This window comes from Streptomyces sp. NPDC041135 (assembly GCF_055592085.1).
In genome coordinates, this window is record NZ_JBVIYZ010000004.1 from 308,656 (window position 1) to 335,007 (window position 26,352).

At 73.2% G+C, this 26,352-nt stretch carries 24 protein-coding genes; 13 read left to right on the plus strand and 11 right to left on the minus strand.

The features are described 5' to 3' along the window. Positions 1 to 64 precede the first annotated feature (64 nt). Positions 65 to 634 carry a hypothetical protein gene (locus ACZ6CZ_RS12525; protein ID WP_469018603.1) on the plus strand — a complete coding sequence of 190 codons (570 nt, stop codon included), beginning with the start codon at positions 65 to 67 and terminating at the stop codon, positions 632 to 634. Here the strand turns inward: ACZ6CZ_RS12525 and ACZ6CZ_RS12530 are convergent. From ACZ6CZ_RS12530 to ACZ6CZ_RS12545, 4 genes are all read right to left on the minus strand, one after another. After that, positions 603 to 1,223 (minus strand): nucleoside triphosphate pyrophosphatase, encoded by a 621-nt coding sequence (locus tag ACZ6CZ_RS12530; RefSeq protein ID WP_469018606.1) that lies wholly within the window; start codon positions 1,221 to 1,223, stop codon positions 603 to 605. The two genes, ACZ6CZ_RS12525 and ACZ6CZ_RS12530, sit on opposite strands and share 32 nt — an antisense overlap. A gap of 31 nt (positions 1,224 to 1,254) precedes the next feature. After that, complete coding sequence (gene mmpB, locus ACZ6CZ_RS12535; RefSeq protein ID WP_469018609.1) at positions 1,255 to 1,383, minus strand: morphogenic membrane protein MmpB; 129 nt, start codon at positions 1,381 to 1,383, stop codon at positions 1,255 to 1,257. An 83-nt stretch (positions 1,384 to 1,466) separates the two neighbouring features. Next, positions 1,467 to 1,676, minus strand: a complete 210-nt coding sequence (locus tag ACZ6CZ_RS12540) for an acyl-CoA carboxylase epsilon subunit (RefSeq protein ID WP_469018612.1) — start codon at positions 1,674 to 1,676, stop codon at positions 1,467 to 1,469. Between the two features lie 17 nt (positions 1,677 to 1,693). Next, positions 1,694 to 3,289, minus strand: a complete 1,596-nt coding sequence (locus ACZ6CZ_RS12545) for an acyl-CoA carboxylase subunit beta (RefSeq protein ID WP_469018615.1) — start codon at positions 3,287 to 3,289, stop codon at positions 1,694 to 1,696. Positions 3,290 to 3,399: 110 nt separating this feature from the next. Here ACZ6CZ_RS12545 and ACZ6CZ_RS12550 point away from each other — a divergent pair, with 110 nt between their 5' ends. Both ACZ6CZ_RS12550 and ACZ6CZ_RS12555 read left to right on the plus strand, forming a co-directional pair. Further along, on the plus strand, positions 3,400 to 4,266 hold the full coding sequence (locus ACZ6CZ_RS12550; RefSeq protein WP_469018618.1) for a biotin--[acetyl-CoA-carboxylase] ligase: 867 nt from the start codon (positions 3,400 to 3,402) through the stop codon (positions 4,264 to 4,266). 148 nt (positions 4,267 to 4,414) lie between these two features. Then, positions 4,415 to 5,575 (plus strand): adenylate/guanylate cyclase domain-containing protein, encoded by a 1,161-nt coding sequence (locus ACZ6CZ_RS12555; protein WP_469018620.1) that lies wholly within the window; start codon positions 4,415 to 4,417, stop codon positions 5,573 to 5,575. Between the two features lie 19 nt (positions 5,576 to 5,594). Here the strand turns inward: ACZ6CZ_RS12555 and ACZ6CZ_RS12560 are convergent, their stop codons facing one another. Further along, a complete protein-coding gene (locus tag ACZ6CZ_RS12560; protein WP_469018623.1) occupies positions 5,595 to 6,263 on the minus strand; it encodes a hypothetical protein in 669 nt (222 codons plus the stop codon). A 192-nt stretch (positions 6,264 to 6,455) separates the two neighbouring features. On the opposite strand from ACZ6CZ_RS12560, the gene ACZ6CZ_RS12565 reads away from it, so the two are divergent. The 3 genes from ACZ6CZ_RS12565 to hutH all read left to right on the plus strand — a co-directional run bounded on the left by ACZ6CZ_RS12565 (position 6,456) and on the right by hutH (position 10,147). Next, a complete protein-coding gene (locus ACZ6CZ_RS12565; protein ID WP_469018625.1) occupies positions 6,456 to 7,250 on the plus strand; it encodes an enoyl-CoA hydratase/isomerase family protein in 795 nt (264 codons plus the stop codon). Positions 7,251 to 7,349: 99 nt separating this feature from the next. Beyond that, positions 7,350 to 8,492: a GGDEF domain-containing protein gene (locus tag ACZ6CZ_RS12570; RefSeq protein ID WP_469018627.1), complete on the plus strand. Its 1,143-nt coding sequence runs from the start codon at positions 7,350 to 7,352 to the stop codon at positions 8,490 to 8,492. A 116-nt stretch (positions 8,493 to 8,608) separates the two neighbouring features. After that, on the plus strand, positions 8,609 to 10,147 hold the full coding sequence (gene hutH, locus ACZ6CZ_RS12575; protein ID WP_469019103.1) for a histidine ammonia-lyase: 1,539 nt from the start codon (positions 8,609 to 8,611) through the stop codon (positions 10,145 to 10,147). A 161-nt stretch (positions 10,148 to 10,308) separates the two neighbouring features. Here the strand turns inward: hutH and ACZ6CZ_RS12580 are convergent, their stop codons facing one another. Next, on the minus strand, positions 10,309 to 11,115 hold the full coding sequence (locus ACZ6CZ_RS12580) for a hypothetical protein (protein ID WP_469018630.1): 807 nt from the start codon (positions 11,113 to 11,115) through the stop codon (positions 10,309 to 10,311). A gap of 41 nt (positions 11,116 to 11,156) precedes the next feature. Next, a complete protein-coding gene (locus tag ACZ6CZ_RS12585) occupies positions 11,157 to 11,570 on the minus strand; it encodes a cell wall protein (protein ID WP_469018632.1) in 414 nt (137 codons plus the stop codon). A 109-nt stretch (positions 11,571 to 11,679) separates the two neighbouring features. On the opposite strand from ACZ6CZ_RS12585, the gene ACZ6CZ_RS12590 reads away from it, so the two are divergent. The 5 genes from ACZ6CZ_RS12590 (at position 11,680) to ACZ6CZ_RS12610 (ending at position 19,463) form a co-directional block, all read left to right on the plus strand. Then, positions 11,680 to 12,027, plus strand: a complete 348-nt coding sequence (locus ACZ6CZ_RS12590; RefSeq protein ID WP_469018633.1) for a hypothetical protein — start codon at positions 11,680 to 11,682, stop codon at positions 12,025 to 12,027. Between the two features lie 231 nt (positions 12,028 to 12,258). Continuing rightward, positions 12,259 to 13,506 (plus strand): L,D-transpeptidase, encoded by a 1,248-nt coding sequence (locus ACZ6CZ_RS12595; RefSeq protein WP_469018636.1) that lies wholly within the window; start codon positions 12,259 to 12,261, stop codon positions 13,504 to 13,506. Positions 13,507 to 13,647: 141 nt separating this feature from the next. After that, positions 13,648 to 15,108 (plus strand): ABC transporter permease, encoded by a 1,461-nt coding sequence (locus ACZ6CZ_RS12600; protein WP_469018638.1) that lies wholly within the window; start codon positions 13,648 to 13,650, stop codon positions 15,106 to 15,108. Between the two features lie 118 nt (positions 15,109 to 15,226). Next, a complete protein-coding gene (locus tag ACZ6CZ_RS12605; protein ID WP_469018641.1) occupies positions 15,227 to 15,910 on the plus strand; it encodes an ABC transporter ATP-binding protein in 684 nt (227 codons plus the stop codon). A 241-nt stretch (positions 15,911 to 16,151) separates the two neighbouring features. Then, positions 16,152 to 19,463, plus strand: a complete 3,312-nt coding sequence (locus ACZ6CZ_RS12610; protein WP_469019105.1) for a S8 family peptidase — start codon at positions 16,152 to 16,154, stop codon at positions 19,461 to 19,463. 141 nt (positions 19,464 to 19,604) lie between these two features. Here the strand turns inward: ACZ6CZ_RS12610 and ACZ6CZ_RS12615 are convergent, their stop codons facing one another. Further along, positions 19,605 to 20,507 carry a helix-turn-helix domain-containing protein gene (locus tag ACZ6CZ_RS12615; protein ID WP_469018644.1) on the minus strand — a complete coding sequence of 301 codons (903 nt, stop codon included), beginning with the start codon at positions 20,505 to 20,507 and terminating at the stop codon, positions 19,605 to 19,607. Between the two features lie 181 nt (positions 20,508 to 20,688). Here ACZ6CZ_RS12615 and ACZ6CZ_RS12620 point away from each other — a divergent pair, with 181 nt between their 5' ends. Beyond that, positions 20,689 to 21,729, plus strand: a complete 1,041-nt coding sequence (locus tag ACZ6CZ_RS12620) for an NAD(P)-dependent alcohol dehydrogenase (RefSeq protein ID WP_469018646.1) — start codon at positions 20,689 to 20,691, stop codon at positions 21,727 to 21,729. Between the two features lie 22 nt (positions 21,730 to 21,751). On the opposite strand, the gene ACZ6CZ_RS12625 is transcribed toward ACZ6CZ_RS12620, so the two are convergent. Next, positions 21,752 to 22,507, minus strand: coding sequence for a type 1 glutamine amidotransferase family protein (locus ACZ6CZ_RS12625; RefSeq protein WP_469018649.1), 756 nt, complete (start codon positions 22,505 to 22,507; stop codon positions 21,752 to 21,754). Between the two features lie 343 nt (positions 22,508 to 22,850). Here ACZ6CZ_RS12625 and msrA point away from each other — a divergent pair, with 343 nt between their 5' ends. Beyond that, positions 22,851 to 23,363 (plus strand): peptide-methionine (S)-S-oxide reductase MsrA, encoded by a 513-nt coding sequence (msrA, locus tag ACZ6CZ_RS12630; protein WP_469018652.1) that lies wholly within the window; start codon positions 22,851 to 22,853, stop codon positions 23,361 to 23,363. A 68-nt stretch (positions 23,364 to 23,431) separates the two neighbouring features. Here the strand turns inward: msrA and ACZ6CZ_RS12635 are convergent, their stop codons facing one another. Together ACZ6CZ_RS12635 and ACZ6CZ_RS12640 are read right to left on the minus strand one after the other, a co-directional pair. After that, the gene (locus ACZ6CZ_RS12635) at positions 23,432 to 24,520 is read right to left on the minus strand and encodes a hypothetical protein (RefSeq protein WP_469018655.1); all 1,089 of its coding nucleotides are present in this window, start codon (positions 24,518 to 24,520) and stop codon (positions 23,432 to 23,434) included. 81 nt (positions 24,521 to 24,601) lie between these two features. Beyond that, positions 24,602 to 26,236: a M48 family metalloprotease gene (locus ACZ6CZ_RS12640; RefSeq protein WP_469018658.1), complete on the minus strand. Its 1,635-nt coding sequence runs from the start codon at positions 26,234 to 26,236 to the stop codon at positions 24,602 to 24,604. Between the last annotated feature and the right edge of the window lie 116 nt (positions 26,237 to 26,352).

A 26,352-nucleotide genomic window follows, 5' to 3' on the forward strand; every position in this document is an offset into this window, starting at 1 on the left:
ACTGGAACGTACTTCAGGTAACAGCAGCTCGGCTCGGGTTGCGGTCGAAAGTGGGTGGGGACCGGTGGTGCGCAGACCGGTGGCGTGGATCGTGGCGTTCGTCCTCTTCGCCGAGGCGTTCGTCATCGCGGCGCTGAACTGGTTCCTGGGGATCGTGGTCGACCGCCAGAAGATGTCCCTGGCCGGCCTGGACCCGGACGTCATGTCGACGTCCTCGAAGATCGGTGGAGTGGTCTTCGGGCTCTACTTCGCGCTGTGCGCCCTGGTGGCCCTGCTGGTGGCGGTCCGCGACCGCGCCCCCGCGGGCCTCGGCCGCATCCTGCTGATCAGCGTGGCCGTGGTGCACGGCCTGCTGGGCGCCTTCGCGTGGGGCCTGGTCGGCTGGACGGCGTTCCTGTTCATGGTGGTGGTGCTCGCGCTGATCGTGCTGCTGCTGATGACCTACGACCGCGTGGAGGGCGCGCGGCGGGCGGCGCCCGGTGCCGGCACCGGCGCGGGGCCGCAGGACCGGGAGCTGCCCGGGAGCGCGCCGGAGGGGCCCCGGGAGGAGCCGCAGGACGCCGTGCCCGGCCCCGCCCCGGCCGGGCCGCCCGCCAAGCCGGTCATACCGCCGGCGGCGCCCACAACTCCGTGATCCCGACGCCCAGTCGCGCCAGCAGCCGCCGCAGCAGGGGCAGGCTGAGGCCGATGACGTTGCCGTGGTCGCCGTCGATGCCCTCGATGAACGGCGCCGACCGGCCGTCCAGGGTGAAGGCGCCCGCGACGTGGAGGGGCTCGCCGGAGGCGACGTAGGCGCTGATCTCGTCGTCGGTGGGCTCGCCGAACCGCACGACGGTGGAGGCGGTCGCGGACACGTGGCGCTCGCGCTCGGTGTCCCACACGCAGTGGCCCGTCTGGAGGACACCGGCGCGCCCGCGCATCGCCTTCCAGCGGGCGGTGGCCTCCTCGCCGTCGGCGGGCTTGCCCAGCGCCTGCCCGTCCAGCTCCAGCACGGAGTCGCAGCCGATCACCAGGGCGCCCCGCACGTCCGGCCGGGCCGCCACGACGGACGCCTTGGCCTCGGCCAGCGCCAAGGCCAGCTCGGCGGGCGTGGGGGCGCTGACGGCGTCCTCGTCGACGCCGCTGACGATCACGTCGGGGGACAGTCCGGCCTGGCGGAGCAGCCCGAGCCGGGCGGGGGACTGGGAGGCGAGGACGAGGCGGCGGCGCGGCTGAGCGGTCATGCGGTCAGCGTAGCCGCGGGGCGCACCGCGCTCACCTCAGCCCGATCACGATCATGATCGCCACCATGGCCAGGGACATGAGGAGGCCGAGCCGCCGCAACATCGCCTGCATCTCGCGCAGTTCCTCGGGCGGCTCGTTCTCCGGGTCGGACCACAGCATGGCTCCAGCGTGCCGCAGGCCGGGGCCGGGCGCCTGAGTACACGTACTCAGCTTTTCGCGCCCGGCCCGGCGCGCCGGTTTGCTCAGCCCGGCCAGTAGGTGCGCGACCAGGACGCCGGGCCCGGCGCGGGCAGGCGGTGGGCCGCGATACGGGCGGGGTCCGCCCAGGTGTCCCGGGGGCCGGGCGCGCCGGGCGGCGCGGCTGCCGCCGCCGCGGCGCGGACGCGGACCACCGCCAGGGCGGCGGCCAGCTCCTCCGGGGTCGGGTTGCCCCGTACGACCTTGATGTTCATGCCGGCTCCCAGCAGGCCTAGAGGGGGATGTTGCCGTGCTTCTTCGGAGGCAGGGATTCCCGCTTGGTGCGCAGCTGACGCAGGCCGCGTACGACGTGGGCGCGGGTGTCGGAGGGCATGATCACGGCGTCGACGTAACCGCGCTCGGCCGCGACGTAGGGGTTGAGCAGGGTGTCCTCGTACTCCCGGATCAACCGGGCGCGCACCGCCTCCGCGTCCTCGCCCGTCTCGGCCGCCTCGGCGATGGTGCGGCGGTGCAGGATGTTGACGGCGCCCTGCGCGCCCATGACCGCGATCTGCGCGGTGGGCCAGGCCAGGTTGAGGTCGGCGCCCAGGTGCTTGGAGCCCATGACGTCGTATGCGCCGCCGAAGGCCTTGCGGGTGATGACGGTGATGAGCGGGACGGTCGCCTCGGCGTAGGCGTAGATCAGCTTGGCGCCGCGCCGGATGATGCCGGTGTGCTCCTGGTCGACGCCGGGCAGGAAGCCGGGCACGTCCACGAAGGTGAGGACCGGGACGTTGAAGGCGTCGCAGGTCCGCACGAACCGGGCCGCCTTCTCGCTGGCGTCGATGTCCAGGCAGCCGGCGAACTGCATCGGCTGGTTGGCGACGACACCGACCGGGCGCCCCTCGACCCGGCCGAACCCGGTGAGGATGTTCGGCGCGAACAGCGGCTGGGTCTCGAAGAACTCGGCGTCGTCCAGGACGTGCTCGATCACCGTGTGCATGTCGTACGGCTGGTTCGCGCTGTCCGGCACGACCGTGTCCAGCTCGCGGTCCTCGGCGGTGACGGACAGGTCCGCCTCCTCCGGGTAGGCCGGGGGCTCGCTGAGGTTGTTGGACGGCAGGTACGACAGCAGCTGCTTGACGTACTCGATGGCGTCCTTCTCGTCCCCGGCCATGTGGTGGGCCACGCCCGAGGCGGAGTTGTGGGTGCGCGCGCCGCCCAGCTCCTCGAAGCCGACGTCCTCGCCGGTGACCGTCTTGATGACGTCGGGGCCGGTGATGAACATGTGCGAGGTCTGGTCGACCATGACGGTGAAGTCGGTGATGGCCGGCGAGTACACCGCGCCGCCGGCGCAGGGGCCGACGACCAGGCTGATCTGCGGGATCACGCCGGAGGCGTGGGTGTTGCGGCGGAAGATCTCGCCGTAGGCGCCGAGCGAGGCGACGCCCTCCTGGATGCGCGCGCCGCCGGAGTCGTTGATACCGATGACGGGGCAGCCCGTCTTCAGCGCGAAGTCCATGACCTTGACGATCTTCTGCCCGTAGACCTCGCCGAGCGCCCCGCCGAAGACGGTGAAGTCCTGCGAGAAGACGGCGACGGGACGGCCGTCGACGGTGCCGTACCCGGTGACGACGCCGTCGCCGTAGGGGCGGTTGGTGTCCAGGCCGAAGTTGCTGGAGCGGTGCCGGGCGAACTCGTCGAGCTCGACGAAGGACTCCTCGTCGAGCAGCAGCTCGATCCGCTCACGGGCCGTCAGTTTGCCCTTGGCGTGCTGCTTCTCGACGGCGCGTTCCGAACCGGCGTGCGTCGCTTCCTGGATACGGCGCTGAAGATCCGCGAGTTTGCCCGCGGTCGTGTGAATGTCGATCTCTTCCGGCTCGGACATCGGGATGCGGCTCCCTGCCTGCTCAAAAGGGGGGACGGTTACTCATCCGTAGCGTAGTGGCGCGCCCAGCGATCAGCACTGCGGCGTTTACCACACCTAGGGTGGCTTGCATGACGCCGCGAGATGCCTCAGACCCGAACGACAGCCGGTGGTCCGACCTGGACCGGCCGCCCCTCAACGCCGCGGCGCTGCGGCGGGCCCTGGTCCGGTCCGGCGGCCTGTGGACGGAGGTGGACGTGGTGCAGCGCACCGGCTCCACCAACAGCGACCTGGTGGCCCGCGCGGAGGCCGGGCGGGCGGCCGAGGGCGCGGTCCTGGTGGCGGAGGAGCAGACGGCCGGCCGGGGTCGCCTGGACCGGCAGTGGACGGCGCCGCCGCGCTCCGGGCTGTTCTTCTCCGTCCTGCTGCGCCCCACCGAGGTGCCGGTGGCGCGCTGGGGCTGGCTGCCGCTGCTCACCGGCGTGGCCGTGGCGACGGGCCTGGCCCGGGCGGCGGGCGTCGACACGGCCCTGAAGTGGCCCAACGACCTGCTGGTGACCGTCGGCGGCGAGGAGCGCAAGGCCGGCGGCATCCTCGCGGAGCGGGCCGGCCCCGACGGCGTCGTCATCGGCGCCGGCCTCAACGTCACCCTGCGCGAGGACGAGCTGCCGGTGCCCCAGGCCGGGTCGCTGGCCCTGGCCGGGGCCGCCGGCACCGACCGGGACCCGCTGCTGCGGGCGGTGCTGCGCTCGATCGAGGACTGGTACGGCCGCTGGCGCGAGGCGGGCGGCGACCCGGCCGCCAGCCGCCTCCAGGAGGCGTACACCGCGGGCTGCGCCACGCTCGGCCGCACGGTGCGGGCGGAGCTGCCGGGGGACCGGTCGGTGGTGGGCGAGGCGGTCGCCGTCGACGGCGACGGACGGCTGGTCCTGGCCACCGGCGAAGGGGTCACCGAGCCGGTGGGCGCGGGGGACATCGTCCATCTGCGGCCCGCGTGAGAGCAGGCCGGGGCGGGTGCCGGGCGGCGTGCGCGGGCGGTGGCGCCGCGCCCGGCCCGGTCCGGCTCGCGGAGTGAGCTGGCGCACACCTGCCGTAGAGTTGAGGCCGGTCGATACCTGACCGTGGCAGATCGGAAGGGCAGCAGGCGTGACCGTCGACGACACGGGCTCCGGCGCGGACGCGGACGGCCGGGTGAACCCTCCTCCACGCTCGGCTCCGCTCGAGCGGGAGGATCCCCTTGCCGCCGACCCCGGCGACGACCCGCTGGCCCTGCGCCTGGAGCAGCTCATCCTGGGCGCCGAGCGCCGCTACACCCCCTTCCAGGCCGCCCGCAGCGCGGGCGTCTCCATGGAGCTGGCGTCCCGCTTCTGGCGCGCGATGGGCTTCGCCGACATAGGGCAGGCCAAGGCGCTGACCGAGGCGGACGTCCTGGCGCTGCGCCGCCTCGCCGGTCTGGTGGAGGCGGGGCTGCTCAGCGAGGCCATGGCGGTGCAGGTGGCGCGCTCCACCGGGCAGACCACCGCCCGGCTGGCGGAGTGGCAGATCGATTCCTTCCTGGAGGGGCTGACCGAGCCGCCCGAGCCGGGCATGACCCGCACCGAGGTGACGTACCCGATCGTCGAGCTGCTCCTGCCCGAGCTGGAGGAGTTCCTCGTCTACGTGTGGCGCCGCCAGCTCGCCGCCTCGGCCGGCCGGGTCGTGCAGGCCGCCGACGACGAGGAGATGGTCGACCGGCGGCTCGCCGTCGGCTTCGCCGACCTCGTCGGCTTCACGCGGCTGACCCGCCGCATGGAGGAGGAGGAGCTGGGCGAGCTGGTGGAGGCGTTCGAGACCACCGCCGCCGACCTGGTGGCCGCGCGCGGCGGCCGCCTCATCAAGACCCTCGGCGACGAGGTCCTCTACGCCGCCGACGACGCCGGGATCGCCGCCGACATCGCGCTGCGCCTGGTCGAGACGATGAGCAACGACGAGACGATGCCCGAGCTGCGCGTCGGCATGGCGTTCGGCACGGTCACCACCCGGATGGGCGATGTCTTCGGCACCACCGTCAACCTCGCCTCCCGGCTGACCTCGATAGCCCCGCGCGACGCCGTGCTGGTGGACAGCGCGTTCGCCGAGGAGCTGATCCGCACCGGCGAGGCCCCCGCCTCGGAGGCGGAGGCGGCCGAGGCCGCGGCCGCCGCGGAGAAGGAGGGCGAGGAGCCGCCGGTGTACCGCTTCGCGCTCCAGCCGATGTGGCAGCGGCCGGTGCGCGGGCTCGGCGTGGTCGAGCCCTGGCTGCTCTCCCGCCGCGACAGCGAGTCCTGACACACCCCGCACGGCAGGGCTACGGACGTACGGGGGCGCTGTGCCTCGCCTCCAGCGGGTCCACGCACAGCCCGATCACCGGCACGCAGATGGCCCCGCCACCGCCGCCTGTGCCGCCCCCGCCCGGGCGGTCGCTGCGGCCCGGCGCCGGTGCGGTCGTGGCCGGGCCGGCCGTGGGGGTCGGGCGCGGGGCGGCCGTCGGGGTGGCCGTGGCGGCGGGCGGGGTGCCGGGCGCCGCCGGGGTGCGCGCCGGCCCGGGAAGCGGGGCCGGGACGGTGCCCGGGGCCGTGCCCCGGGCGGAGACGGACCCGGGGAGCGAGGCCGGCCCGGCCGGGTGCGCCGGGCCGCCGGCGCCGGGGTCCGCCGGGCCGCTCGCGCCGCCCATGACGGAGGTCGCCGACGGCCGGGCCGCCTCGGCCGTACCGGCGGTGGCGGCGGTGTGCGCGGCGCGGTCGCCGGGGCCGCCGGCCGCGCCGGGGCGGGGCTCGGCCTCCGCCGTGCCCACCCCGGACTCCGGTGCCACCCGGACCAGGCTCAGCACCCCGGCCGCCAGCGCCAGGCCCCCGGCGGCCAGCAGCATCCCGCGCGGGCGCCGCCTGCGGTGCCGGCCGCGCCGTACGGCGGGCGGTCCGGCGGCCGCCCCGGCGGGTATGTCCGTACGGGTCCCGGTGCGCGTCTGTGCCGTCATGGCGATCCTTCCGCGGTGCGCCCCGCACGCGCCGGGGCGAGAGCGCACGCTATGCGCCGTGACGGGCGGGCCGCGGCCGGACGGTCCGGATGTCACCCGAACGGGGGTCTGGGGGGCGCCTCTTTCCCGGCCGGACCGGGGCTGCGATGATCGGCCCGACAGTGAGTTAACCCGCGTTAACCGGAGGATGTCATGAGCGAGGAGCGGTTCGGGGAGTTCGTGCTGGTGCGGCGGCACGAGTACGTCGCGGAACTGGTGCTGGACCGGCCCAAGGCGATGAACGCCGTGTCGACCGGGATGGCCCGCTCCCTCGCCGGGGCCTGCGCCGCGCTCGCCGCCGACCGGGACGCCCGGGTGGTCGTGCTGACCTCCTCGCACGAGCGGGCGTTCTGCGTCGGCGCCGACCTGAAGGAGCGCAACTCCTTCAGCGACGCCGACCTGGTGCGCCAGCGCCCGGTGGCGCGGGGGGCGTACACGGGCGTGCTGGAGCTGCCGATGCCGACGATCGCCGCGGTGCACGGGTTCGCGCTGGGCGGCGGGTTCGAGCTGGCGCTGTCCTGCGACCTGATCGTGGCCGATCCCACGGCGGTGGTGGGGCTGCCCGAGGTGTCGGTGGGCGTGATCCCGGGCGGCGGCGGCACCCAGCTGCTGCCCCGGCGGGTCGGGGCGGCGCGGGCCGCCGAGCTGATCTTCTCGGCGCGGCGGGTGGCGGCGGCCGAGGCCCGTGAGCTGGGGCTCGTCGACCAGCTGGTGGAGGAGGGCCGGGACCGCGAGGAGGCGCTGGCGCTGGCCGCGCGGATCGCCGGGAACTCGCCGGTGGGCCTGCGGGCGGCCAAGCGGGCGCTGCGGCTCGGGCACGGCCTCGACCTGCGGGCGGGTCTGGAGGTCGAGGACGCGGCCTGGCGGTCGGTGGCGTTCTCGGGGGACCGGGCGGAGGGCGTCGCGGCGTTCAACGACAAGCGCCGGCCGCAGTGGCCGGGCGAGTGAGCGGGGGCGGCCCCGGGGCGGTGCGGCCCGCCTGACCGACCCCCGGGCCGATCCCGCCCCGATGTCCCCGTTCGTTCCGATCGTCCTTAATCTGGGGTGATGGGTGACGACAAGCGGCTTGCCGCCGTGGTGGCGCTGGCTCAGGGGATGGCGGCGGCGCACACCCCCCGGGAGTCGTGGCACGCCGCCGCCCGGGGGGCGTGCCGGGCGCTGGACGGCAGCTTCGCCGCGCTGTCGGTGTGGGAGCGGGGCCTGGGACGGCTGCGCGTGCTGGTCAACGTGGGGGACCGGGCGTCGGACGAGGACGAGTTCCCGGAGTCCGAGGCCTACCCGGTGCACCAGTTCCCGGAGATCACCGAGTTCCTGCACGAGCGGTGGGCGGGCGGCGGCGGCCCCAACGCCTGGGTGGAGACCGCCGAGGGCACCGCGGCCGGCACCCCCGGCTATTTCCACCAGCGCGTCGCCGCCCTGCGCCGCCGCGGACGCGGCTGCTGCGTGGTCGCGCCGGTGGTGCTGCACGGCCGCGCCTGGGGGGAGCTGTACGTCGCCCGGGCGACCGGTACACCCGTCTTCGACGGCTCCGACGCCGACTTCGCCACCGTCCTCGCGGCCGTCGTCGCCGCGGGCCTCGCGCAGACCGAGCGGCTGGAGGAGGCCCGCCGGCTGGCGTTCACCGACGCCCTCACCGGCCTGGCCAACCGCCGCGCCGTCGACGCCCGGCTGGACGCCGCGATCGACCGCCACCGCCGGGACGGCGCCCCGGTCAGCCTCGTCGTCTGCGACCTCAACGGGCTCAAGCGGGTCAACGACACCCAGGGGCACGCGGTCGGCGACCGGCTGCTGGAACGGTTCGGCTCGGTGCTGTCGCTGTGCGGGGCGATGCTGCCCGGCGCGCTCGCGGCGCGGCTGGGCGGGGACGAGTTCTGCCTGCTGGCGGTGGGGGCGCCCGCGGACGAGGTGGTGAAGGCGGCCGACGAGCTGTGCCGCCGCGCGGCCGAGCTGGAGCTGGGCGAGGGCGTCGCCTGCGGGGTCGCCTCGACCGACGACCCGATCGGCCCGGTCGGTGACGCCCGCCGGCTGTTCCGGCTGGCCGACGCGGCGCAGTACCGGGCCAAGGCGGTGCGCGCGGACCGGCCGGTGGTGGCCGGGCGGGCGGGCCCCGACGACCCGGTCGTCCGGCTCGCCGACGAGCCCGCGCCCGAGCGGGCCGACCGGCGCCGCTTCCGCGGCCGCCACCCGTGAGGAACCGCGGGTGCGGCGCCCGGTGAGGTGGCGCGGACCACAGGCGGCGTAAGGGGCAACAGGGGTCCCCACTAGTGACACCGCCGCATTCAATGCGTACGCTCCTGAATATGGATATGCACACTGTGGTGGTGGGGACGTCCGGGGTCACCGCGTCCGACGTCCTCGCCGTGGCGCGCGGCGGCGCCCGGGTCGAACTCTCCGCCGAGGCCGTGGCGGCCCTCGCGGCCGCCCGCGAGATCGTGGACGCGCTCGCGGCCAAGCCCGACCCGGTCTACGGCGTCAGCACCGGCTTCGGAGCCCTGGCGACCCGGCACATCAGCCAGGAACTCCGCGCCCAGCTGCAGCGCAACATCGTCCGCTCGCACGCCGCCGGCATGGGCCCGCGGGTGGAGCGCGAGGTCGTGCGGGCCCTGATGTTCCTGCGCCTGAAGACCGTCTGCTCCGGGCACACCGGCGTACGGCCCCAGGTCGCCCAGACCATGGCCGACGTGCTCAACGCCGGGATCACCCCGGTCGTGCACGAGTACGGCTCCCTCGGCTGCTCCGGCGACCTCGCCCCGCTGTCCCACTGCGCGCTGACCCTGATGGGGGAGGGCGACGCCGAGGGCCCCGACGGCGCGGTGCGCCCGGCCGGCGAGCTGCTCGCCGAGCACGGCATCGCCCCCGTCGAACTGCGCGAGAAGGAGGGCCTGGCCCTCCTCAACGGCACCGACGGCATGCTCGGCATGCTGATCATGGCCCTGGCCGACCTGGACACCCTCTACAAGTCCGCCGACATCACCGCCGCCCTCAGCCTGGAGGCGCTGCTCGGCACCGAGAAGGTCCTCGCGCCCGAGCTGCACGCCATCCGCCCGCACCCGGGACAGGGCGCCGCCGCCGCCAACATGCTCGCCGTGCTCCAGGGCTCCCAGCTCACCGGCCACCACCAGGACGGCGCCCCCCGCGTCCAGGACGCCTACTCGGTGCGCTGCGCCCCGCAGGTCGCCGGCGCCGGGCGCGACACCCTCGCCCACGCCCGCCTGGTCGCCGAGCGCGAGCTGGCCTCGGCCGTCGACAACCCGGTCGTGCTGCCCGACGGACGGGTGGAGTCCAACGGCAACTTCCACGGCGCGCCCGTGGCCTACGTCCTGGACTTCCTCGCCATCGCCGCCGCCGACCTCGGCTCCATCGCCGAGCGCCGCACCGACCGGCTGCTGGACAAGAACCGCAGCCACGGCCTGCCGCCGTTCCTCGCGGACGACGCCGGTGTGGACTCCGGGCTGATGATCGCCCAGTACACGCAGGCCGCGCTGGTCAGCGAGATGAAGCGGCTCGCCGTGCCGGCCTCCGCGGACTCCATCCCGTCCTCCGCGATGCAGGAGGACCACGTGTCCATGGGCTGGTCGGCCGCGCGCAAGCTGCGCACCGCCGTCGACAACCTCACCCGGATCGTCGCCGTCGAGCTGTACGCCGCCACCCGCGCCATCGAGCTGCGCGACGGCCTGGAGCCCGCGCCCGCCTCGCGCGCCGTCATCGACGCCGTCCGCGCCGCCGGCGTCCAGGGCCCCGGCCCGGACCGGTTCCTCGCGCCCGACCTCGCGGCCGCCGACGCCTTCGTGCGCGAGGGCGCACTGGTCGCCGCCGCCGAGACGGTCACCGGCCCGCTGCGCTAGGGCCTGTCGTCTGGATCAGGTCGGCTGAGAGGAACTGCGCCTTTCGGCCGACCCGAGCCCCGCGACGCCGACATGATCCGAACGGCAGGCCCTGGACCTGCCCCGAAAGACGGGACGGGGGTCCGGCCACCGCGTGGCCGGACCTCCGTCCCGTCACGGCGTCACTTCAGCTTGGCCGCCTGGGCGTCGACGACCGCGGAGGGCACCGCGTAGGCCTTCTTGGCCATCATCGCGCCGATGTTCATCGTGTAGTACGTGGCGACCGTGTTGCCGTGCCGCGCCACCACGACGTGCACCGGGGCGGTGTCCCCGTCCTCCAGGTCGGCGGTCGCGGCGAACGCCACCGCCTCGTCACCCGAGGTGGCCGGCTTCTCCGCGGCGACGGCGGTGATCTTCTGCTTCTCGCTGCCGCTCGTGCCGGTGAAGCCGCCCTTGCAGGCGCCGATCCCGTCGGAGACCGACCGCACCGCCCGCTGGGCGCCGTCACCGTCGTACGAGGACAGGCCCACCACCGTGGTGTCCCGGTCCATGGACTCCTTCAGCGCGTCCTCGAACTTGCCGTCGGCGAGGTCGTCCATGGACGTCGCGTCGTCCGTGGGGTCCTTCTTGTCCTCGGTGACCAGGCGGTTGGTCTCGCTCCCCGCGTCACCCGGGGCGACGCCGCTCATGGCGTACAACAGCGGCTCGCACGCGGCCTTGTCGGCCTTCACCGCGCTCTTGGCCGGCACGGTCTTGCCGGCCGAGGTGACCTTGTAGCCCTTGACCTCGCCCGGGGCGACGATCAGCTGCTTCAGCTCGGCGACGCTCAGCGCCTTGACCGACGACGCCGCGGCGGACTCCTTGGCCCCCTTCGACCCGCCGTCGGATCCGGCGTCCGAGCCGGAATCGGAACAGCCCGTGACAAGGGCGAGCGACAGCACGCTCACTGCGGCGGTGGCGCACAACCGCACGCCCGATGATCTCTTCATGAGCGGACTATGAGAGAAACGTCAAGGGCACGTCAAATCTATTAAAAGCCAAGGCGCTCCCGGCGCACCGAATACACCACGAATCCGGCGCCCAGGGCGAGGAAGAGCGTCCCGCCGACGACGTAGGGCGTGGTGTCGAAGCTGCCGGTGTCGGCGAGGCGCGTGCCGTCGGCCGCGGACAGGCCGGCCGCGTCCCGCGCGGCGACCGCGGTCGCCGCGCCGGCGGCGTCGGCCGGGGTACCGGCGGCGGAGCGGGCGGTGATCTCGGTGGTGACCGCGGTGGCCGTCCCCGGCGCCGCCTTCGCCTGCCGCGTGACGTGGTGGGAGACCTGTGCCGACGCCGGGGTGTCCGCGGAGGTCTGTGAGGAGGCGTTCGCGGACGGGACGAACCACAGGGCGCCCAGGAGGGTGCCCGCGGCGGTGGCGGTCAGCAACGAGCGGCGAGCGGATGACACGGAATATCGATCCCCTTGTGACGCTGGCGAATTGGCCGTGTGGGGCGATGTTAGTGAAATTCGCGGGTCACGGGAAAGTCACGGGAGGTTTCGGCCGTACGCTCCCCGCATGAGCACTTCAGAGACATCACGTTTTGTGCGACTTCGGGTGGAGTTGGTCATCGAGGTCGGCGACGAGGACGCGGTCACCAAGGCGGCGCTGCGCCGGCTGGCCGGCGACCCGGAGCTGCCCGAGGCTGAGCGGGCCCATGCCGAGGGCGCTGTGACGGAAGACACCGCGGAGGCGCTGGCCTATCTCGTCGACCCGTTCGACCTGGTCAGTGAGGTGCCCGGAGTGGAGCTCCAGCAGGCTTCCTGGTCGAGTGAGCGGATCGACTACGACCCTGACTCGCCCGAGTGGGATCTCGACGAGGATGATGGCCGCGACGAGGACGAGGAAGAGGACGGCATCGGCTGAGCGGCCCGGGGAACGTGAGACCCCGGACGGCGACCGCCGTCCGGGGTCTCGGCGTCTCAAGGACGCGCGAGCCCGCCTCGCACCACCCGCCGTGGCCACCCGCCGCGGCGGACGTGGTGTACCCCACACATCCGAAGCATCCGGAACGGCACCCACCGGTCCGGGCGTTGAGGACTGTCGACGGGGAATCTCGCGGTTATGTGCGGACTCGGCAAGATGGAGAAGCGTGTGATGACGGACAGTAAGCGGCTCAGGGGCCTGCGGGCCGCGACCGCGCTGCTCGGCGGTGTGCTGGTGCTCACGGCCTGTTCCGGCGGCGACAGCGACGCCTCCTCCGGCGGCGGCGACACCTCGCAGACGCGGACGGACGAGGCGGCGGCCCAGAAGTCCTCCGAGGCGCAGATCACCATCACGCCCAAGGACGGTTCCGCCAACGCCTCCATCAACAACTCCGCCACCGTCAAGGTCGCCGAGGGCACGCTGACCGGCGTCACGATGACCACCGCCGACGGCAAGGCCGTCACCGGCGAGCTGTCCGCCGACCGGACCAGCTGGAAGCCCACCGCCCAGCTGGAGCGCTCGACCACCTACAAGGTCGCCGCCGAGGCCAAGGACTCCGACGGCCGCGTGGCCCACGAGAACGCCTCCTTCACCACGGTCTCCCCGGCCAACAGCTTCATAGGCAACTTCACGCCGGAGAACGGCTCCACGGTCGGCGTCGGCATGCCCGTGTCGATCACCTTCGACAAGGCGATCACCAACAAGGCCGCCGTCCAGAAGGGCGTCACGGTCACCTCCAGCAGCGGCCAGGAGGTCGTCTGCCACTGGTTCAGCGCCAACCGCATGGACTGCCGCCCCGAGCAGTACTGGCAGGAGAACTCCACCGTCACGCTGAAGCTGGCCCTGGACGGTGTCGAGGGCGCGAGCGGCGTCTACGGCGTGCAGCAGAAGACGGTCACCTTCCACATCGGCCGCAACCAGGTCTCCTACGTCGACGCCAAGACCAAGCAGATGAAGGTCACGCGGGACGGCAAGACCGTCAAGACCATACCGATATCCGCCGGTTCGCCCGACAACACGACCTACGAGGGCGTCATGGTGATGTCCGAGAAGTTCAAGCAGACCCGGATGAACGGGGCGACGGTCGGCTTCACCGACGACGACGGCAAGGGCGAGTACGACATCAAGGACGTGCCGCACGCCATCCGGCTCACCAGCTCCGGCACCTTCCTGCACGGCAACTACTGGGCCGCGAAGTCCATCTTCGGCAGCGTCAACACCAGCCACGGCTGCGTGGGCCTGTCCGACACCAAGGGCGCGGGCGACCCCAACACGCCGGCCGCGTGGATGTACGACAACTCCATCGTCGGTGACGTGGTGGTCGTGCGGAACACCGGTGACAAGACCGTCGCCCCCGACAACGGCCTCAACGGCTGGAACATGAACTGGGCGCAGTGGAAGGCCGGCTCCGCCGTCTGACACCTTTTCGACCTGCCAGACTGCCGACCGGTGCCGCCCCCAGGGGCGGCACCGGTCTTTCCGGGCCCCGCCACAGCCTTCTCATGCTTCTCTTATTTCGGCCTTATCGAGTCATCACGCGCCGTACCTAGCTTGCGGCGCATGTTCTTCACCTACCTGAGGCGCGAACTGCGCCGCCGCAGAAAGGCGGCCCTCGTCGTCGCCTCCGGCCTCGCCCTGGGCATCGCGCTCGTCATCGTGGTCAGCTCCGTGTCCAGCGGCATGGGGAAGGCGCAGGACAAGGTCCTCCAGTCGCTGTACGGACTGGGCACGGACATGACCGTCACCAAGGCGGCCACCCCCACCGCCGGCAGCGCGCAGCAGCCCCGCTTCCAGTTCGACGCCCGGGGTGACGACGACGCCGGCAGCCAGAGCAGCGACCGGGTCCGGGTGCAGGGCTTCACCACCCTCGCCGCCTCCACCGTCACCAAGGTCGCCGGCCAGCGGGGCGTGTCGTCGGCGGTCGGCGGGCTGAGCCTCAACGTCATCAAGGTCAGCGGCCAGTTCACCCGGGGCCAGTTCCAGCAGGAGGGCGGTTCCACCGGGCGGCAGGGCGGTCCGGGCGGCGGCACCGGGCAGCCGCAGGGCGAGGTGCGCGGCGGCGGCGCCGACTTCGACGTCAACCAGTACAGCGTCTTCGGCACCGACGTCACCCACGGCACGCTCGGCCCGCTGACCTCGTCGAAGATCACCAGTGGCCGTGCCTTCGAGGCGACCGAGACGAACGCGAAGGTGGCCGTCGCCGACTCCGCCTACGCCAAGGAGAAGAAGTACAAGGTGGGCTCCACCGTCACCGTCAAGGGCGTGACGTTCACGGTGATCGGCATCGCCACCGCCAGCAGCGGGGACGCGGCCGCCGACCTCTACGTCCCGCTGAAGCGGGCGCAGACCCTGGCCGGTGAGAAGGACAAGGTCACCACGATCTACGTCAAGGCGACCGACTCGCAGCGCATCGACGACGTCAAGAGCACGATCCGCGCGAACGTCCCGGGCACCACCGTCACCACCTCCTCCGACCTCGCCAAGACCGTCTCCGGTTCGCTGTCCACCGCCTCCAGCCTCGCCACCAAGGTCGGCCGGTGGCTGTCGGTCGTCGTGCTGGTGGCCGCGTTCCTGGTCGCGGGCCTGCTCACCTCCTCCGCCGTCTCCCGCCGGGTGCGCGAGTTCGGCACGCTCAAGGCACTGGGCTGGAAGTCCGGCCGGGTGACCCGGCAGGTGGCCGGCGAGGCCATGGTCAACGGCCTGGTCGGCGGCGCCCTCGGCATCGCGATCGGCCTGGCCGGCGCGTACGCCGTCACCTCCGTCAGCCCCACCCTCCAGGCACAGCTGGGCGCCACCGGCTCGGGCACCGGGGGCCCGGGCGGCGGCCCCGGCGGCTTCGGCGGGCCCGGCCGGCAGGCGGCCGCGAAGACCCTGGAGGTCGCGCTCACCGCGCCGGTCAGCGTCACCACGATCGTCCTGGCGGTGGCCCTCGCCGTGGCCGGCGGCCTGGTCGCGGGCGCCTTCGGCGGCTGGCGCGCCTCGCGCCTGCGCCCGGCGGACGCCCTGCGCCGCGTCGAGTGACGCCTTCCGACGACCCGCCGGCGCCGGCCGCCCGCCCGCGGACGACCGCGCCGCCGGCCCCCGCCCGCCCGCGGCCCGGTCCGGCGCGGACCAACCCCGAACCCACCCAGGAGCCACCATGTACGAACTGAGAAACGTCACCAAGCGCTACACCCGGGGCAAGGACACCGTGCACGCCCTCGACGGCGTCGACCTGACCATCGGCGACGGCGACCGGCTGGTCATCCAGGGCCCCACGGGCGGCGGCAAGTCCACGCTGCTGCAGATGCTCGGCGGCCTCGACCGCCCCACCTCCGGGGAGGTCGTGCTCGACGGCACCGACCTGGCCAGGCTGTCGGAGGCCCGGCTGACCGGGGTGCGCAGCGCGAACATCGGCTTCGTCTTCCAGTCCTTCAACCTCATCCCGACGCTCACCGCGCAGGAGAACGTCGAGACCGCCCTCGTGCCGCTCGGCGTGAAGGGACGTCAGCGGCGCGAACGGGCCGCGGAGGCGCTGCGGTCGGTCGGTCTCGGCGAGCGGCTCGCGCACCTGCCGTCGGAGATGTCGGGCGGCCAGCAGCAACGCGTCGCCATCGCCCGGGCGCTGGTGAAGCAGCCCACGGTGCTGCTCGCCGACGAGCCGACCGGCAACCTCGACGAGAGCATGCGCGACGAGATCATGGACGTACTGGAGAGCATGTGGAAGGAGCACGGGCTGACCTTCATCATGGTCACCCACGACTCCGCGATCGCGCGGAAGGCACCGCGCGTGGCGACCATCCGCAAGGGCAGGATCACCGTCAAGGAGAACGCCGGGGCCTGAGCGGCCCTTAACACCGAAGGTTCCCTTCCGACTTCGCGGTTACGTAACGATGTCCCCCCTGAGGCGTAACAGTTTCCGGACCTGCTCCATCCCGCCCCGACATCCCTTGAGCCGCCCGATCGCCCCCCGGCATACTGCGGAATCCGGGGGGATGACGTGCATGCGTACGAGACTGCCCCCGGCCGGGTGAACGGGGAATTCGCCCGGTACTCCATCAGCAGGGGGAGTCTTGCGCACACAAGTGAAAAGAGCGGCCGCGGCCACCGTGGCCACTGCCGCGACCGTCGCCCTCGCCGCCGGCATGACCAGCCCGGCGTCGGCGAAGTCGGAGCAGCGTGCCCCGGCCGCTGCCGCCTCGCTCACCGCCAAGCACCACGTCACCCTGATCACCGGCGACCGTGTCGCCCTGGACGCCAAGGGCCGCGTCGTCGGCCTGAACCGGGCCAAGGGGCGGGAGCACATACCCTTCCAGGTCCGCAAGGCCGAGGGGCACACGCTCGTCATACCCGCCGACGCGGCCCACCTGGTCGCCTCCGGCACGCTCGACCAGCGCCTGTTCGACGTCACCGAGCTGAACAAGGCCGCCACCCGCAAGGCCCAGCAGCACGGCCTGAAGGTCATCGTCGGCTACCGGGGCACCGCGTCCGCCGCCAAGGCGGACGTCCGCGACGCCGGCACCCTGCGCCGCGCCCTGAAGACGCTGAACGCCGACGCCGTGCAGACCCCGGCCACGGACACGTCCGAGCTGTGGAAGGCGGTCACCAACGGCGACCGGTCGGCCTCCGGCATCGCCCACGTGTGGCTCGACGGCGTCCGCAAGGCCAGCCTCGACAAGTCCGTGCCGCAGATCGGCGCCCCGGTGGCGTGGGCGGCCGGCTTCACCGGCAAGGGCGTGAAGGTCGCCGTCCTCGACACCGGTGTGGACGCCACCCACCCGGACCTGAAGACCCAGGTGATCGCGGCCAAGAACTTCACCTCGGCCGCCGACGCCACCGACCACTTCGGCCACGGCACGCACGTCGCCTCCATCGTGGCGGGCACCGGCGCCAAGTCGGGCGGCAAGTACAAGGGCGTCGCACCCGACGCCAAGCTGCTCAACGGCAAGGTCCTCGACGACACCGGCTCCGGTGACGACTCCGGCATCCTCGCGGGCATGGAGTGGGCGGCCGCGCAGGGCGCCTCCGTCATCAACCTGAGCCTGGGCGGCTACGACACGCCCGAGATCGACCCGCTCGAGGCCGAGGTCAACAAGCTCTCCGCCGACAAGGGCGTGCTGTTCGCGATCGCCGCGGGCAACGAGGGCCCCGAGTCGGTCGGTTCGCCCGGCAGCGCGGACGCCGCGCTCACCGTCGGCGCCGTCGACGGCAAGGACAAGCTGGCCGACTTCTCCTCGACCGGCCCGCGCGCCGGTGACGGCGCGATCAAGCCGGACGTCACCGCGCCCGGCGTCGACATCACCGCCGCTGCGGCCAAGGGCAGCGTCATCGACGAGGAGGTCGGCGAGAAGCCCGAGGGCTACCTGACGATCTCCGGTACCTCGATGGCGACCCCGCACGTCGCGGGCGCCGCCGCCATCCTGAAGCAGGAGCACCCCGACTGGGGCTACGCCGAGCTGAAGGGGGCCCTGACCGGCTCCGCCAAGGGCGGCAAGTACACGCCGTTCCAGCAGGGTTCGGGCCGTATCCAGGTCGACAAGGCCATCAAGCAGGCCGTGATCGCCGACCCGGTGTCGGTGAGCTTCGGCACCCAGCAGTGGCCGCACACCGACGACAAGCCGGTCACCAAGCAGCTGACGTACCGCAACCTCAGCGCCAAGGACGTCACGCTCGACCTCGCCGCCACCACCAGCAACCCCAAGGGCCAGGCGGCCCCGGCGGGCTTCTTCAAGCTGGCGAAGACCAAGGTGACCGTCCCGGCGCACGGCACGGCCTCCGTCGGCTTCACCGTGAACACCAAGCCCGGCGGCACCCTCGACGGCGCCTACTCGGCCTACGTCACCGCGACCGGCGGCGGGCAGAGCGTCCGCACGGCCGCCGCGGTGCAGCGCGAGGTGGAGTCCTACGACGTCACGCTGAAGGCCGTCGGCCGTGACGGCAAGCCGGCGCCCTACTACAACGTCGACCTGGCCGGCGTCGCCGGTCTGGCCAACGGCAGGTGGCTGAACCCCTACGACCCGTCCGGCACGGTGAAGGTGCGCGCGCCCAAGGGCACGTACATCCTCAACACCTCGCTGTTCGCGGACCCGGAGGACGCCACCAAGGGCATCGACTGGATCGCCCAGCCCAAGCTGAACGTCACCAAGAACCAGACGATCACGCTGGACGCCCGCAAGGCCAAGCCGGTGGACATCACCGTCCCCGACACCGGCGCCACGTCGGTCTTCGCCTCGCCCGAGTTCGACGTCGCGGTGGCGGACGGCCAGTACGGCTTCGGCTGGTTCCTCGACACGTACGCCAACTTCCACACCGCGGGCCTCGGCCCGAAGCTCACCGACGGTTCGCTCTACCAGCAGTGGGACGGGCACTGGACCAAGGGTGACACCCAGCAGTACGACGTCGTGAGCGGCGCCGGGGTCAAGCAGCTCGCCACCGGCTACACCAAGCACTACAAGGCGGGCGACCTGGCCACCGTGAAGGCCCGGCTCGGCGCCTCCGCGAGCGGCAAGAAGGGCGCCGTCAACGCCGTCGGCTGGCTCCCGGGCAGCTCCAGCGGCTCCTCCGTCGGCATCCCGCAGAACCTGCCCGGCACCCGCACCCTGCACCTGTCCACGCAGGGCGGCGTGCGCTGGGGCCTGGACTTCGAGCAGTCCGGCGGCGTCGACGCGGACGGCTTCCCGATCTCCGAGGCGTACTACACCCTCGGTGACTCGCAGTCCTTCGCGGCGGGCAAGACGTACACGAAGACCTTCAACACCGCGGTCTTCGGCCCGCACCTGAACAGCTACTTCGGTCTGTTCCGGGACGGCAACGACATCTACGGCAGCCTGCCGCTGTTCGCCGACGGCGCCACGCACGCCGGTTCCTCGGTCTTCAGCTCGGTGAACACCACCCTGTACCGCAACGGCACCAAGGTCGGCTCCAACAAGGACCCGCTGTTCGGCGAGGAGTCCTTCAAGGTGCCCGCCGGCGACGCCGCCTACAAGCTGACCACCTCGGTCAAGCGCTCGGCCAAGGTCGCCGCCGCCTCCTCCCGGATCGACGCGAGCTGGACCTTCCGCTCGAAGAAGCCGGCCGGCGGCGACATCGGCAAGCTCCCGGCCTCCAGCCTGCGCTTCGGGGCCAAGACCGGCCTCGACAGCAAGGTCACGGCCGGCCAGAAGGTGACCTTCCCGGTCACCGTGGAGGGCGCGGCCGCGGGCGGCAACCTCAAGTCCCTCTCCGTGGACGTGTCCTACGACGGCGGCAAGACCTGGAAGAAGGTCACCGTCTCGCACGGCAAGATCACCGTGAAGAACCCGGCGAAGGGCAAGAGCATCTCGTTCCGCGCCCACATCACCGACAAGAAGAACAACAAGTCGGCCCTCACCATCTACAACGCCTACTACGGCAAGTGAGCGCCGCACCGCCCGGGCGCGTGAGCGGCTGAGAGGCTGAGAGGCTGAGCGGCTCAGCTCGCGGGCGGAGAGCGAAGGGCCCGTCGGAAGGTTGCTTCCGACGGGCCCTTCGTGGCGGTACGGGGCCCGGCCGCGCCCCGGTCAGGGCTGGGCGGGGCGCAGCGCCACCCGCGTCGCGTCCGCGCCCCAGCTGGCCAGCAGCCGCAGCGCCTCCGCCGACGGCGAACCCGCCTCCGCGTGGTACACGACCAGGCTCTGGTCGGCGTCGTCCATCACCTTGAACGACTCGAAGTTCAGCGACAGCTCACCCACCAGCGGATGGTGCAGCCGCTTCACGCCGTGACTCTTCTCCTTCACGTCGTGCGTCGCCCACAGCCGCCGGAACTCCTCGCTCTTGACCGAGAGTTCGCCCACGAGCGCGGACAGCCGGGGATCGTCCGGGTAGCAGCCGGCGTCCATGCGCAGCGCGCACACCAGGTCGATCGCCTTCTGCTCCCAGTCGACGAACAGGTCGTGGTAGGCGGGCTCCAGGAACACCAGCCGCGCCCAGTTCCGCTCCGCCGCGGGCAGCTCCGCCCAGTCGCCGAAGACGGCCGCCGCCATCCGGTTCCACGCCAGGATCTCCGCGCGCCGCCCGACGACGTACGCCGGGACGCCCTCCATCGTGTCCAGCAGCCGGCCGATGGACGCCCGGGTCTGCTGCGCCCGCCCCGCCGGCCGCTTCTTGTGCGCCTTCGGCTTGGCCAGGTGCGTCAGGTGCGCGTGCTCGGCGTCCGTCAGCCGCAGCGCCCGCGCGATCGCGTCCAGCACCTCCGCCGACACGTTGCGCCCGTTGCCCTGCTCCAGCCGCGTGTAGTACGCCACCGACACCCCCGCCAGCTGCGCCAGCTCCTCCCGGCGCAGCCCCGGTACCCTGCGGTGCCGGCCGACGTCGGGCAGGCCCACGTCGTGGGGCTTCAGCCGCGCCCGCCGGGTGCGCAGGAACTCGCTCAGCTCGGCCCGCCGGTCCAGCGGGCGTCCCGACACCTCGGGCTGTTCGTCCATGCGCCCAGTATCGGACGCCCGCGGTGGTCGTACGCCGGCCAGCCTGTCCCCGCCAGTGGTAGGCACGGCGGACGTACGCAGAGCCGTGGTCTGGGTGATCCGGGCCGATCGGGGCAGGCTGGAACCCGTACCCGGTCACAAGCCGGCCGGGCGCGACCCCTCTGCTAGGAGAACCCCAGGCATGACCACTGTCGCTGCGTACGCCGCCCCCGCCGCGAAGGCTCCGCTCGAGCGGACCACCATCGAGCGTCGTGAGGTCCGCGAGCACGACGTCCTGATCGACATCAAGTTCGCCGGCATCTGCCACTCCGACATCCACCAGGCCCGCGAGGGCTGGGGCACCGCGATCTTCCCGATGGTCCCCGGCCACGAGATCGCGGGCGTCGTCTCCGCCGTCGGCCCCGGCGTCACCGAGTACGCCGTCGGCGACCGGGTGGGCGTCGGCTGCATGGTGGACTCCTGCCGCGAGTGCGAGAACTGCCGCAAGGGTCTGGAGCAGTACTGCCTCGAGGGCAACGTCGGCACCTACAACGCCGTCGGCAAGGACGGGGAGGTCACCTACGGCGGCTACTCCGAGCAGATAGTCGTCGACCAGGACTTCGTCGTCCGCATCCCCGACGGTCTCGCCCTCGACGTGGCCGCCCCGCTGCTCTGCGCCGGCATCACCACCTACTCCCCGCTGCGGCACTGGAACGCCGGTCCCGGCAAGAAGGTCGCGATCGTCGGTCTTGGCGGCCTCGGCCACATGGGCGTCAAGCTCGCGCACGCCATGGGCGCCGAGGTGACGGTGCTGTCGCAGTCGCTGCGCAAGAAGGACGACGGTCTGAAGCTGGGCGCCGACCACTACTTCGCCACCAGCGACCCGGCGACCTTCGAGCAGCTGCGCGGCACGTTCGACCTGATCATCTCGACCGTGTCGGCGCCGCTGGACCTCGGCGCGTTCCTGTCGCTGCTGAAGACGGACGGCGCGCTGGTGAACGTGGGCGCCCCCGAGGAGCCCGTGTCGCTCAACCTGTTCTCGGTGATCGGCGGCCGCAAGACGCTGGCCGGCTCCGGCATCGGCGGCATCCGGGAGACCCAGGAGATGCTGGACTTCTGCGCCGCGCACGGCATCGGCGCCGAGATCGAGCTGATCGACGCCAACCAGATCAACGAGGCGTACGAGCGGGTGCTGGCGAGCGACGTCCGGTACCGGTTCGTCATCGACAACGCCACCATCTGAGCCGCTCCGGGCCGGGCGGGCGTCACGCCACCGCGAACGACTCCCCGGCCCGGTGCACCCGCACCGCGGCACCGGCCCCGGGACCGTCCCCGTCCCGGGGCCGCGACGGCCGCACCACGTGCACCCGCCCCCGGCCGCTCACCCGGGCCCGCCCGTCCCCGGACACCTCCAGCACGGTGTGCTCGTCGACGGCCACGCCGTGGCTGACGTACCCGTGGGCCACGGCGGCGACGATCCGCGGCAGCGTCCCCCACTGGGCGGCGTGCGCGTCCACCGCGAACGGCACCAGGCCCAGACCTGGCCGGACCTCGATCTCCTCCAGGTCCTCCCCGGCGTCCGCCGGGCAGACCGGCGCCCCGTCCAGCGTCCACCCGCCGACCACGGCCCGCCGCGCCGCGAGGGCCGCGCCCGCGGAGAACCCGGCGTACGGCACCCCGCGCTCGCCCAGCAGACGCGGCAGCCGGTCCAGACACGGGGCGAACGCCTCCTGGTAGGCGGGCGTCAGCCCGCCGCACACCAGCAGCCCGTCCACGTCCGCCACCGCCCCCACCGCGAACCGCCCGCCGAGCGGCACCAGCAGCGGCACCGCCGTGCAGTCACCGGCCGCCGCCAGCGCACCGGCGTACCGGGCGAACTGCTCCGCGCCGTCCCCCTCGTCGACGATCACGCACCCGATCCGCGGCGCCACGCTCCCGCCCCGGCCCGCCGCCCGCACGAACCCCTCGTACATCCCGGCGAAGCCCCACCCCCCGCCCAGCAAAAACGTCCTCCCGGCCACCGGCACCCTCCCCTGTCCCGTCGTGACCGGCGAAGATACGCCCCGACGGGGCTCCCGTCGACCGGATTACGGGCCCGGCCCGAGCCGGAAGGCCTCGCGCGCCGCCGGGCCGCCGAACCGGGGCGCGAGGCGTGGAGGTGACTGCTGCTGGTAAGCGCGTCCGACGTCTGCGGGCATTCGGAATTTGTTGCGCCGAGACGTTGCAGCCTCCGCGAAGGGGCCCACCGGGCGGGTGTGGAATCGCTCGGGGACCTCGCGCGTTGAGGTGGTGGGCGGCGCAGGCCGGTGGTGGTGAGCCGGGCGGCCCGAGTGATCAAGCCGACGAGTTCTAGGAGGGGCCGGAATGGCTGCGCAGACGCAGAGGGCCGTGCTGGCGGGCGGATGTTTCTGGGGGATGCAGGAGTTGATCCGCCGGCTCCCGGGCGTGACGGCGACCCGGGTCGGCTACACCGGCGGTGACGTGCCGAACGCGACGTACCGCAACCACGGCACGCACGCCGAGGCCATCGAGATCCTCTTCGACCCGGAGGAGACCAGCTACCGCGCCCTGCTGGAGTTCTTCTTCCAGATCCACGACCCGAGCACGAAGAACCGCCAGGGCAACGACATCGGCCTCAGCTACCGCTCGGCGATCTACTACGTGGACGACGAGCAGAAGCGGATCGCCGAGGACACCATCGCGGACGTCGACGCCTCCGGCCTGTGGCCGGGCAAGGTCGTCACCGAGGTGGAGCCGGCCGGCCCCTTCTGGGAGGCCGAGCCGGAGCACCAGGACTACCTGGTGCGCTACCCGGACGGCTACACCTGCCACTTCCCGCGCCCGGGATGGCGGCTGCCCGCCCGCGCGCAGAGCTGACCGCCGCCGGTTCGTGCCCGCGGCCGTGATCGCGGCCGCGGGAACAGAGGTGGCCTCCCGCGTCCCGGTCAGGCCGTGGGCGCGGCCGCCAGCACCGTCTCGTTGCGGACCCGGCAGTAGTACGCGGCCGGGTCGGCCCGGTAGTTCCACGGCAGCGCGTCGACGTAGCCGTCGACCAGGGTGAACTGCTCCAGCGCCGTCTCGTGCCGGTCCTGGAGGTGGAGGTAGAACGCCAGCAGGTGGCGCAGGCCCGCCAGCCCCGGGTGCGTGGGGTCCGCGGCGGCCGCGTCGGCGAGGCCCGCGTCCACCCGGGCCACCATCTCGGGCGTGTTGTCGACCGCGGCGTCGTCGGAGTCGTCGTGCTCGAAGTGCGCGACGAGCGGCAGCATCGTCAGCAGGCTGCCCGGCGGTGCCGCGGCGGCCGCGCTCTCGGCGAAGGCGAACGCCAGCTCCTTAGAACCGCGCCACTTCGCGCACCAGTACTGCAGCGCCGAGTAGTGGGCGCCGAAGTGGTGCGGGGCGCGCGTGACGATCTGCGCCCACAGCCTGTCCATCTCGGCCTGCGGGTAGCCCAGGCCCAGCGCCACCCAGATCTCCGTGATGTACGGCGTGGGGTCGTCCGGATTGAGGGCGGCCGCCCGCGCGATGTCGTCGCGGGCGCCCTTCAGCGTCCGGTGGAAGCCCTCGAACTGCTCGCGCGTCGTGTACTGCGCCTTCTTCGCGCCCCGCAGCTCCCAGGCGAGGTTCACCGTGCTCTGCGCCCTGACCAGGGCCGCGTCCGGGTCCTCGGGGCGCGCGGCCTCCCACGCCAGCAGCCAGTCGTCCTCCTTGGCGGCCAGCTCGGCCAGCAGTCCGGTGACCGTCGTCCGGCGCTCCCAGTCCCGGCCGATGCCGCGCAGCAGCTCGGCGGCGGGCTGCCAGTCACCGCCGCGCACCGCGGTGAGCGCGGCCGCCCACTCCCCGGGCAGCGCCGCGGACAGCTCGGTGTTCTGCCGCTCGGCGGGCAGCAGACCCAGCCGCTCGGCGGCCTCCGCACCCTTGTCGGGGTCCGGCGGACTGGGCGAGAACAGCTCCTTCACGAACACACCGGTGAACCACACCGCGGCGATCACCACGGGGAGGGCCAGGATGCCGAGGATCCACAGCAGGACGGTCATGGGGGGTGCGATCCGTTCGTCGAGAGGTCGGGTGCCGTGACGCCGGGGGCGCCGAGGGGCGGGGGCGCGCCCGTCGCGGGGTCACGCCGGCTGCCGGTCCGGCGGCAGCAGGGCCCGCAGCGGGGCCGTGTCGGGGCGGTCGGCCAGCGCGGCGTCCACGGCGGCCTCCAGCGTCTGCTCGGGACTCGCGTCCGAGCCGTCCCGCGGCTCCGGGCCGGGCAGCCGGATCGTGGCCGGCCGCGCCCACGAGAACTCCCACCGCAGCAGCGAACGGGCGCTGAACTCCGCCAGCACCATGCTGCGCAGGGACGAGCGCAGCACGGGACGGGCGAACTCGCGGAAGACCCGGCCCGTGGCGGCCGCCGCCTGCTCGGACAGCGGCAGCCGCCGCGCCAGCTGCCACAGCAGGCCGTCGTCGATCAGCCGCAGCAGCGCCGGCAGTGTCGCCGGCTGCCCGGTGTACGCGGCCAGCGCCCGGTGGAGCGGGGTCTCCATGCCGGTGAGATTCCGCGCCATGGCGGTGTCCAGCAGGTCCTGCCACCCCTCGGTGTGCCGCATCGCCGCCACCTGGTGCGTCAGCACCGCCCGCTCCAGCGCGGCCAGGGTGCGCTCCGGGTCGGCGAGCAGGTCCAGCGCGGCACCCCGGGCCTCGTCGGCGCGGCCGTCGGCGGGCAGCGCCTCGATCCGGCGCACCCGGTCGGCGATCGGCGGGTGCGAGTCGTACGGCGACTCCGGCTCGGTGGGCAGCTTCGCGCGCAGCCCGGCCAGCTCGTCCTGCCGGGCGGCGAGCATCCGGCCGAATCCGCCGAAGAACTCCCCGCGCGGCGGCAGCAGACCGGCCTGGACGCCGAGGGTGGCGTAGGAGTCGAGGTAGTAGTCGTGGGCCGAGGCGAGCGCGGGTATCTCGCGCAGCGCCGAGGCGGTCGCCTCGCGCCCGGCGATCCGGGCGGCGGTCAGGTCGGCGGTGTACTCCTGGCCGCGCGCGGTGGACAGGGAGGCGCGCAGGTAGAGGTGGCCGTAGCGGGTGTAGACCGCCGCCATCATCCGGTACGTGATGCCGGCGCCGGCGGTGTCGATCTGCTTGGCCTTCTTGCCCTTCGCCAGCCGCCTGGCGGCGGCCTGCTCCTGCTTGGCGCGCTCGGCCGCGGCCTTGCCGTCGGCCTTGGCGTGGAAGTGGCCGACGACGCGGGCGATCTGCACCCGGCCGCGGACGACGAGCGCGGCCAGCCGGGTGTCGCCGCCGGTGAAGTGGCCGTACTCGTGGGCCAGGACGGCCCGCAGCTGACCCTCGGTGAGCCCGGTCAGCAGCGGCACGCCCAGGTAGAGGCGGCGCGGGCCGGGGAGCAGGCCGAGCAGCCGGGGCCGCTCGGAGACGGCGGCGTTGACGTCGCCGGTGAGCACGATGCGGTCGGGGGCGCGGGTGCCGGTGGCCCGCGCCAGCTCACGGACCAGCGCCCACAGCCGGGGTTCGTCGGCCTCGGTGACGGAGATGCCGGGCGGCTCCTCCCCGCGCGGGGTGCGCAGCATGAACACGCCGCGGACGATGGGCAGGCCGAGCAGCACGGAGACGATGAGGATCTTGACGGCGACGGCGCCGTGCGCCCAGGCGATCGCCGCCGCGTCGACAGCGGCGAGCGCGGCCAGCAGCGCGAGGCTCAGCAGATAGAAACCGGACAGCAGGACGAGGGCGCGCAGCGCGCGCAGAGTGGTGCCCATCGGGCGGATCCCCCCACACGACCCGGCGGACTCCGGAGAATCCGGGCTTTTCCGGGCATCACAAACGTCGAGACAACGAGGCAACGGACAGCAAAGAAAGCGGCAAGAAAGGGCAT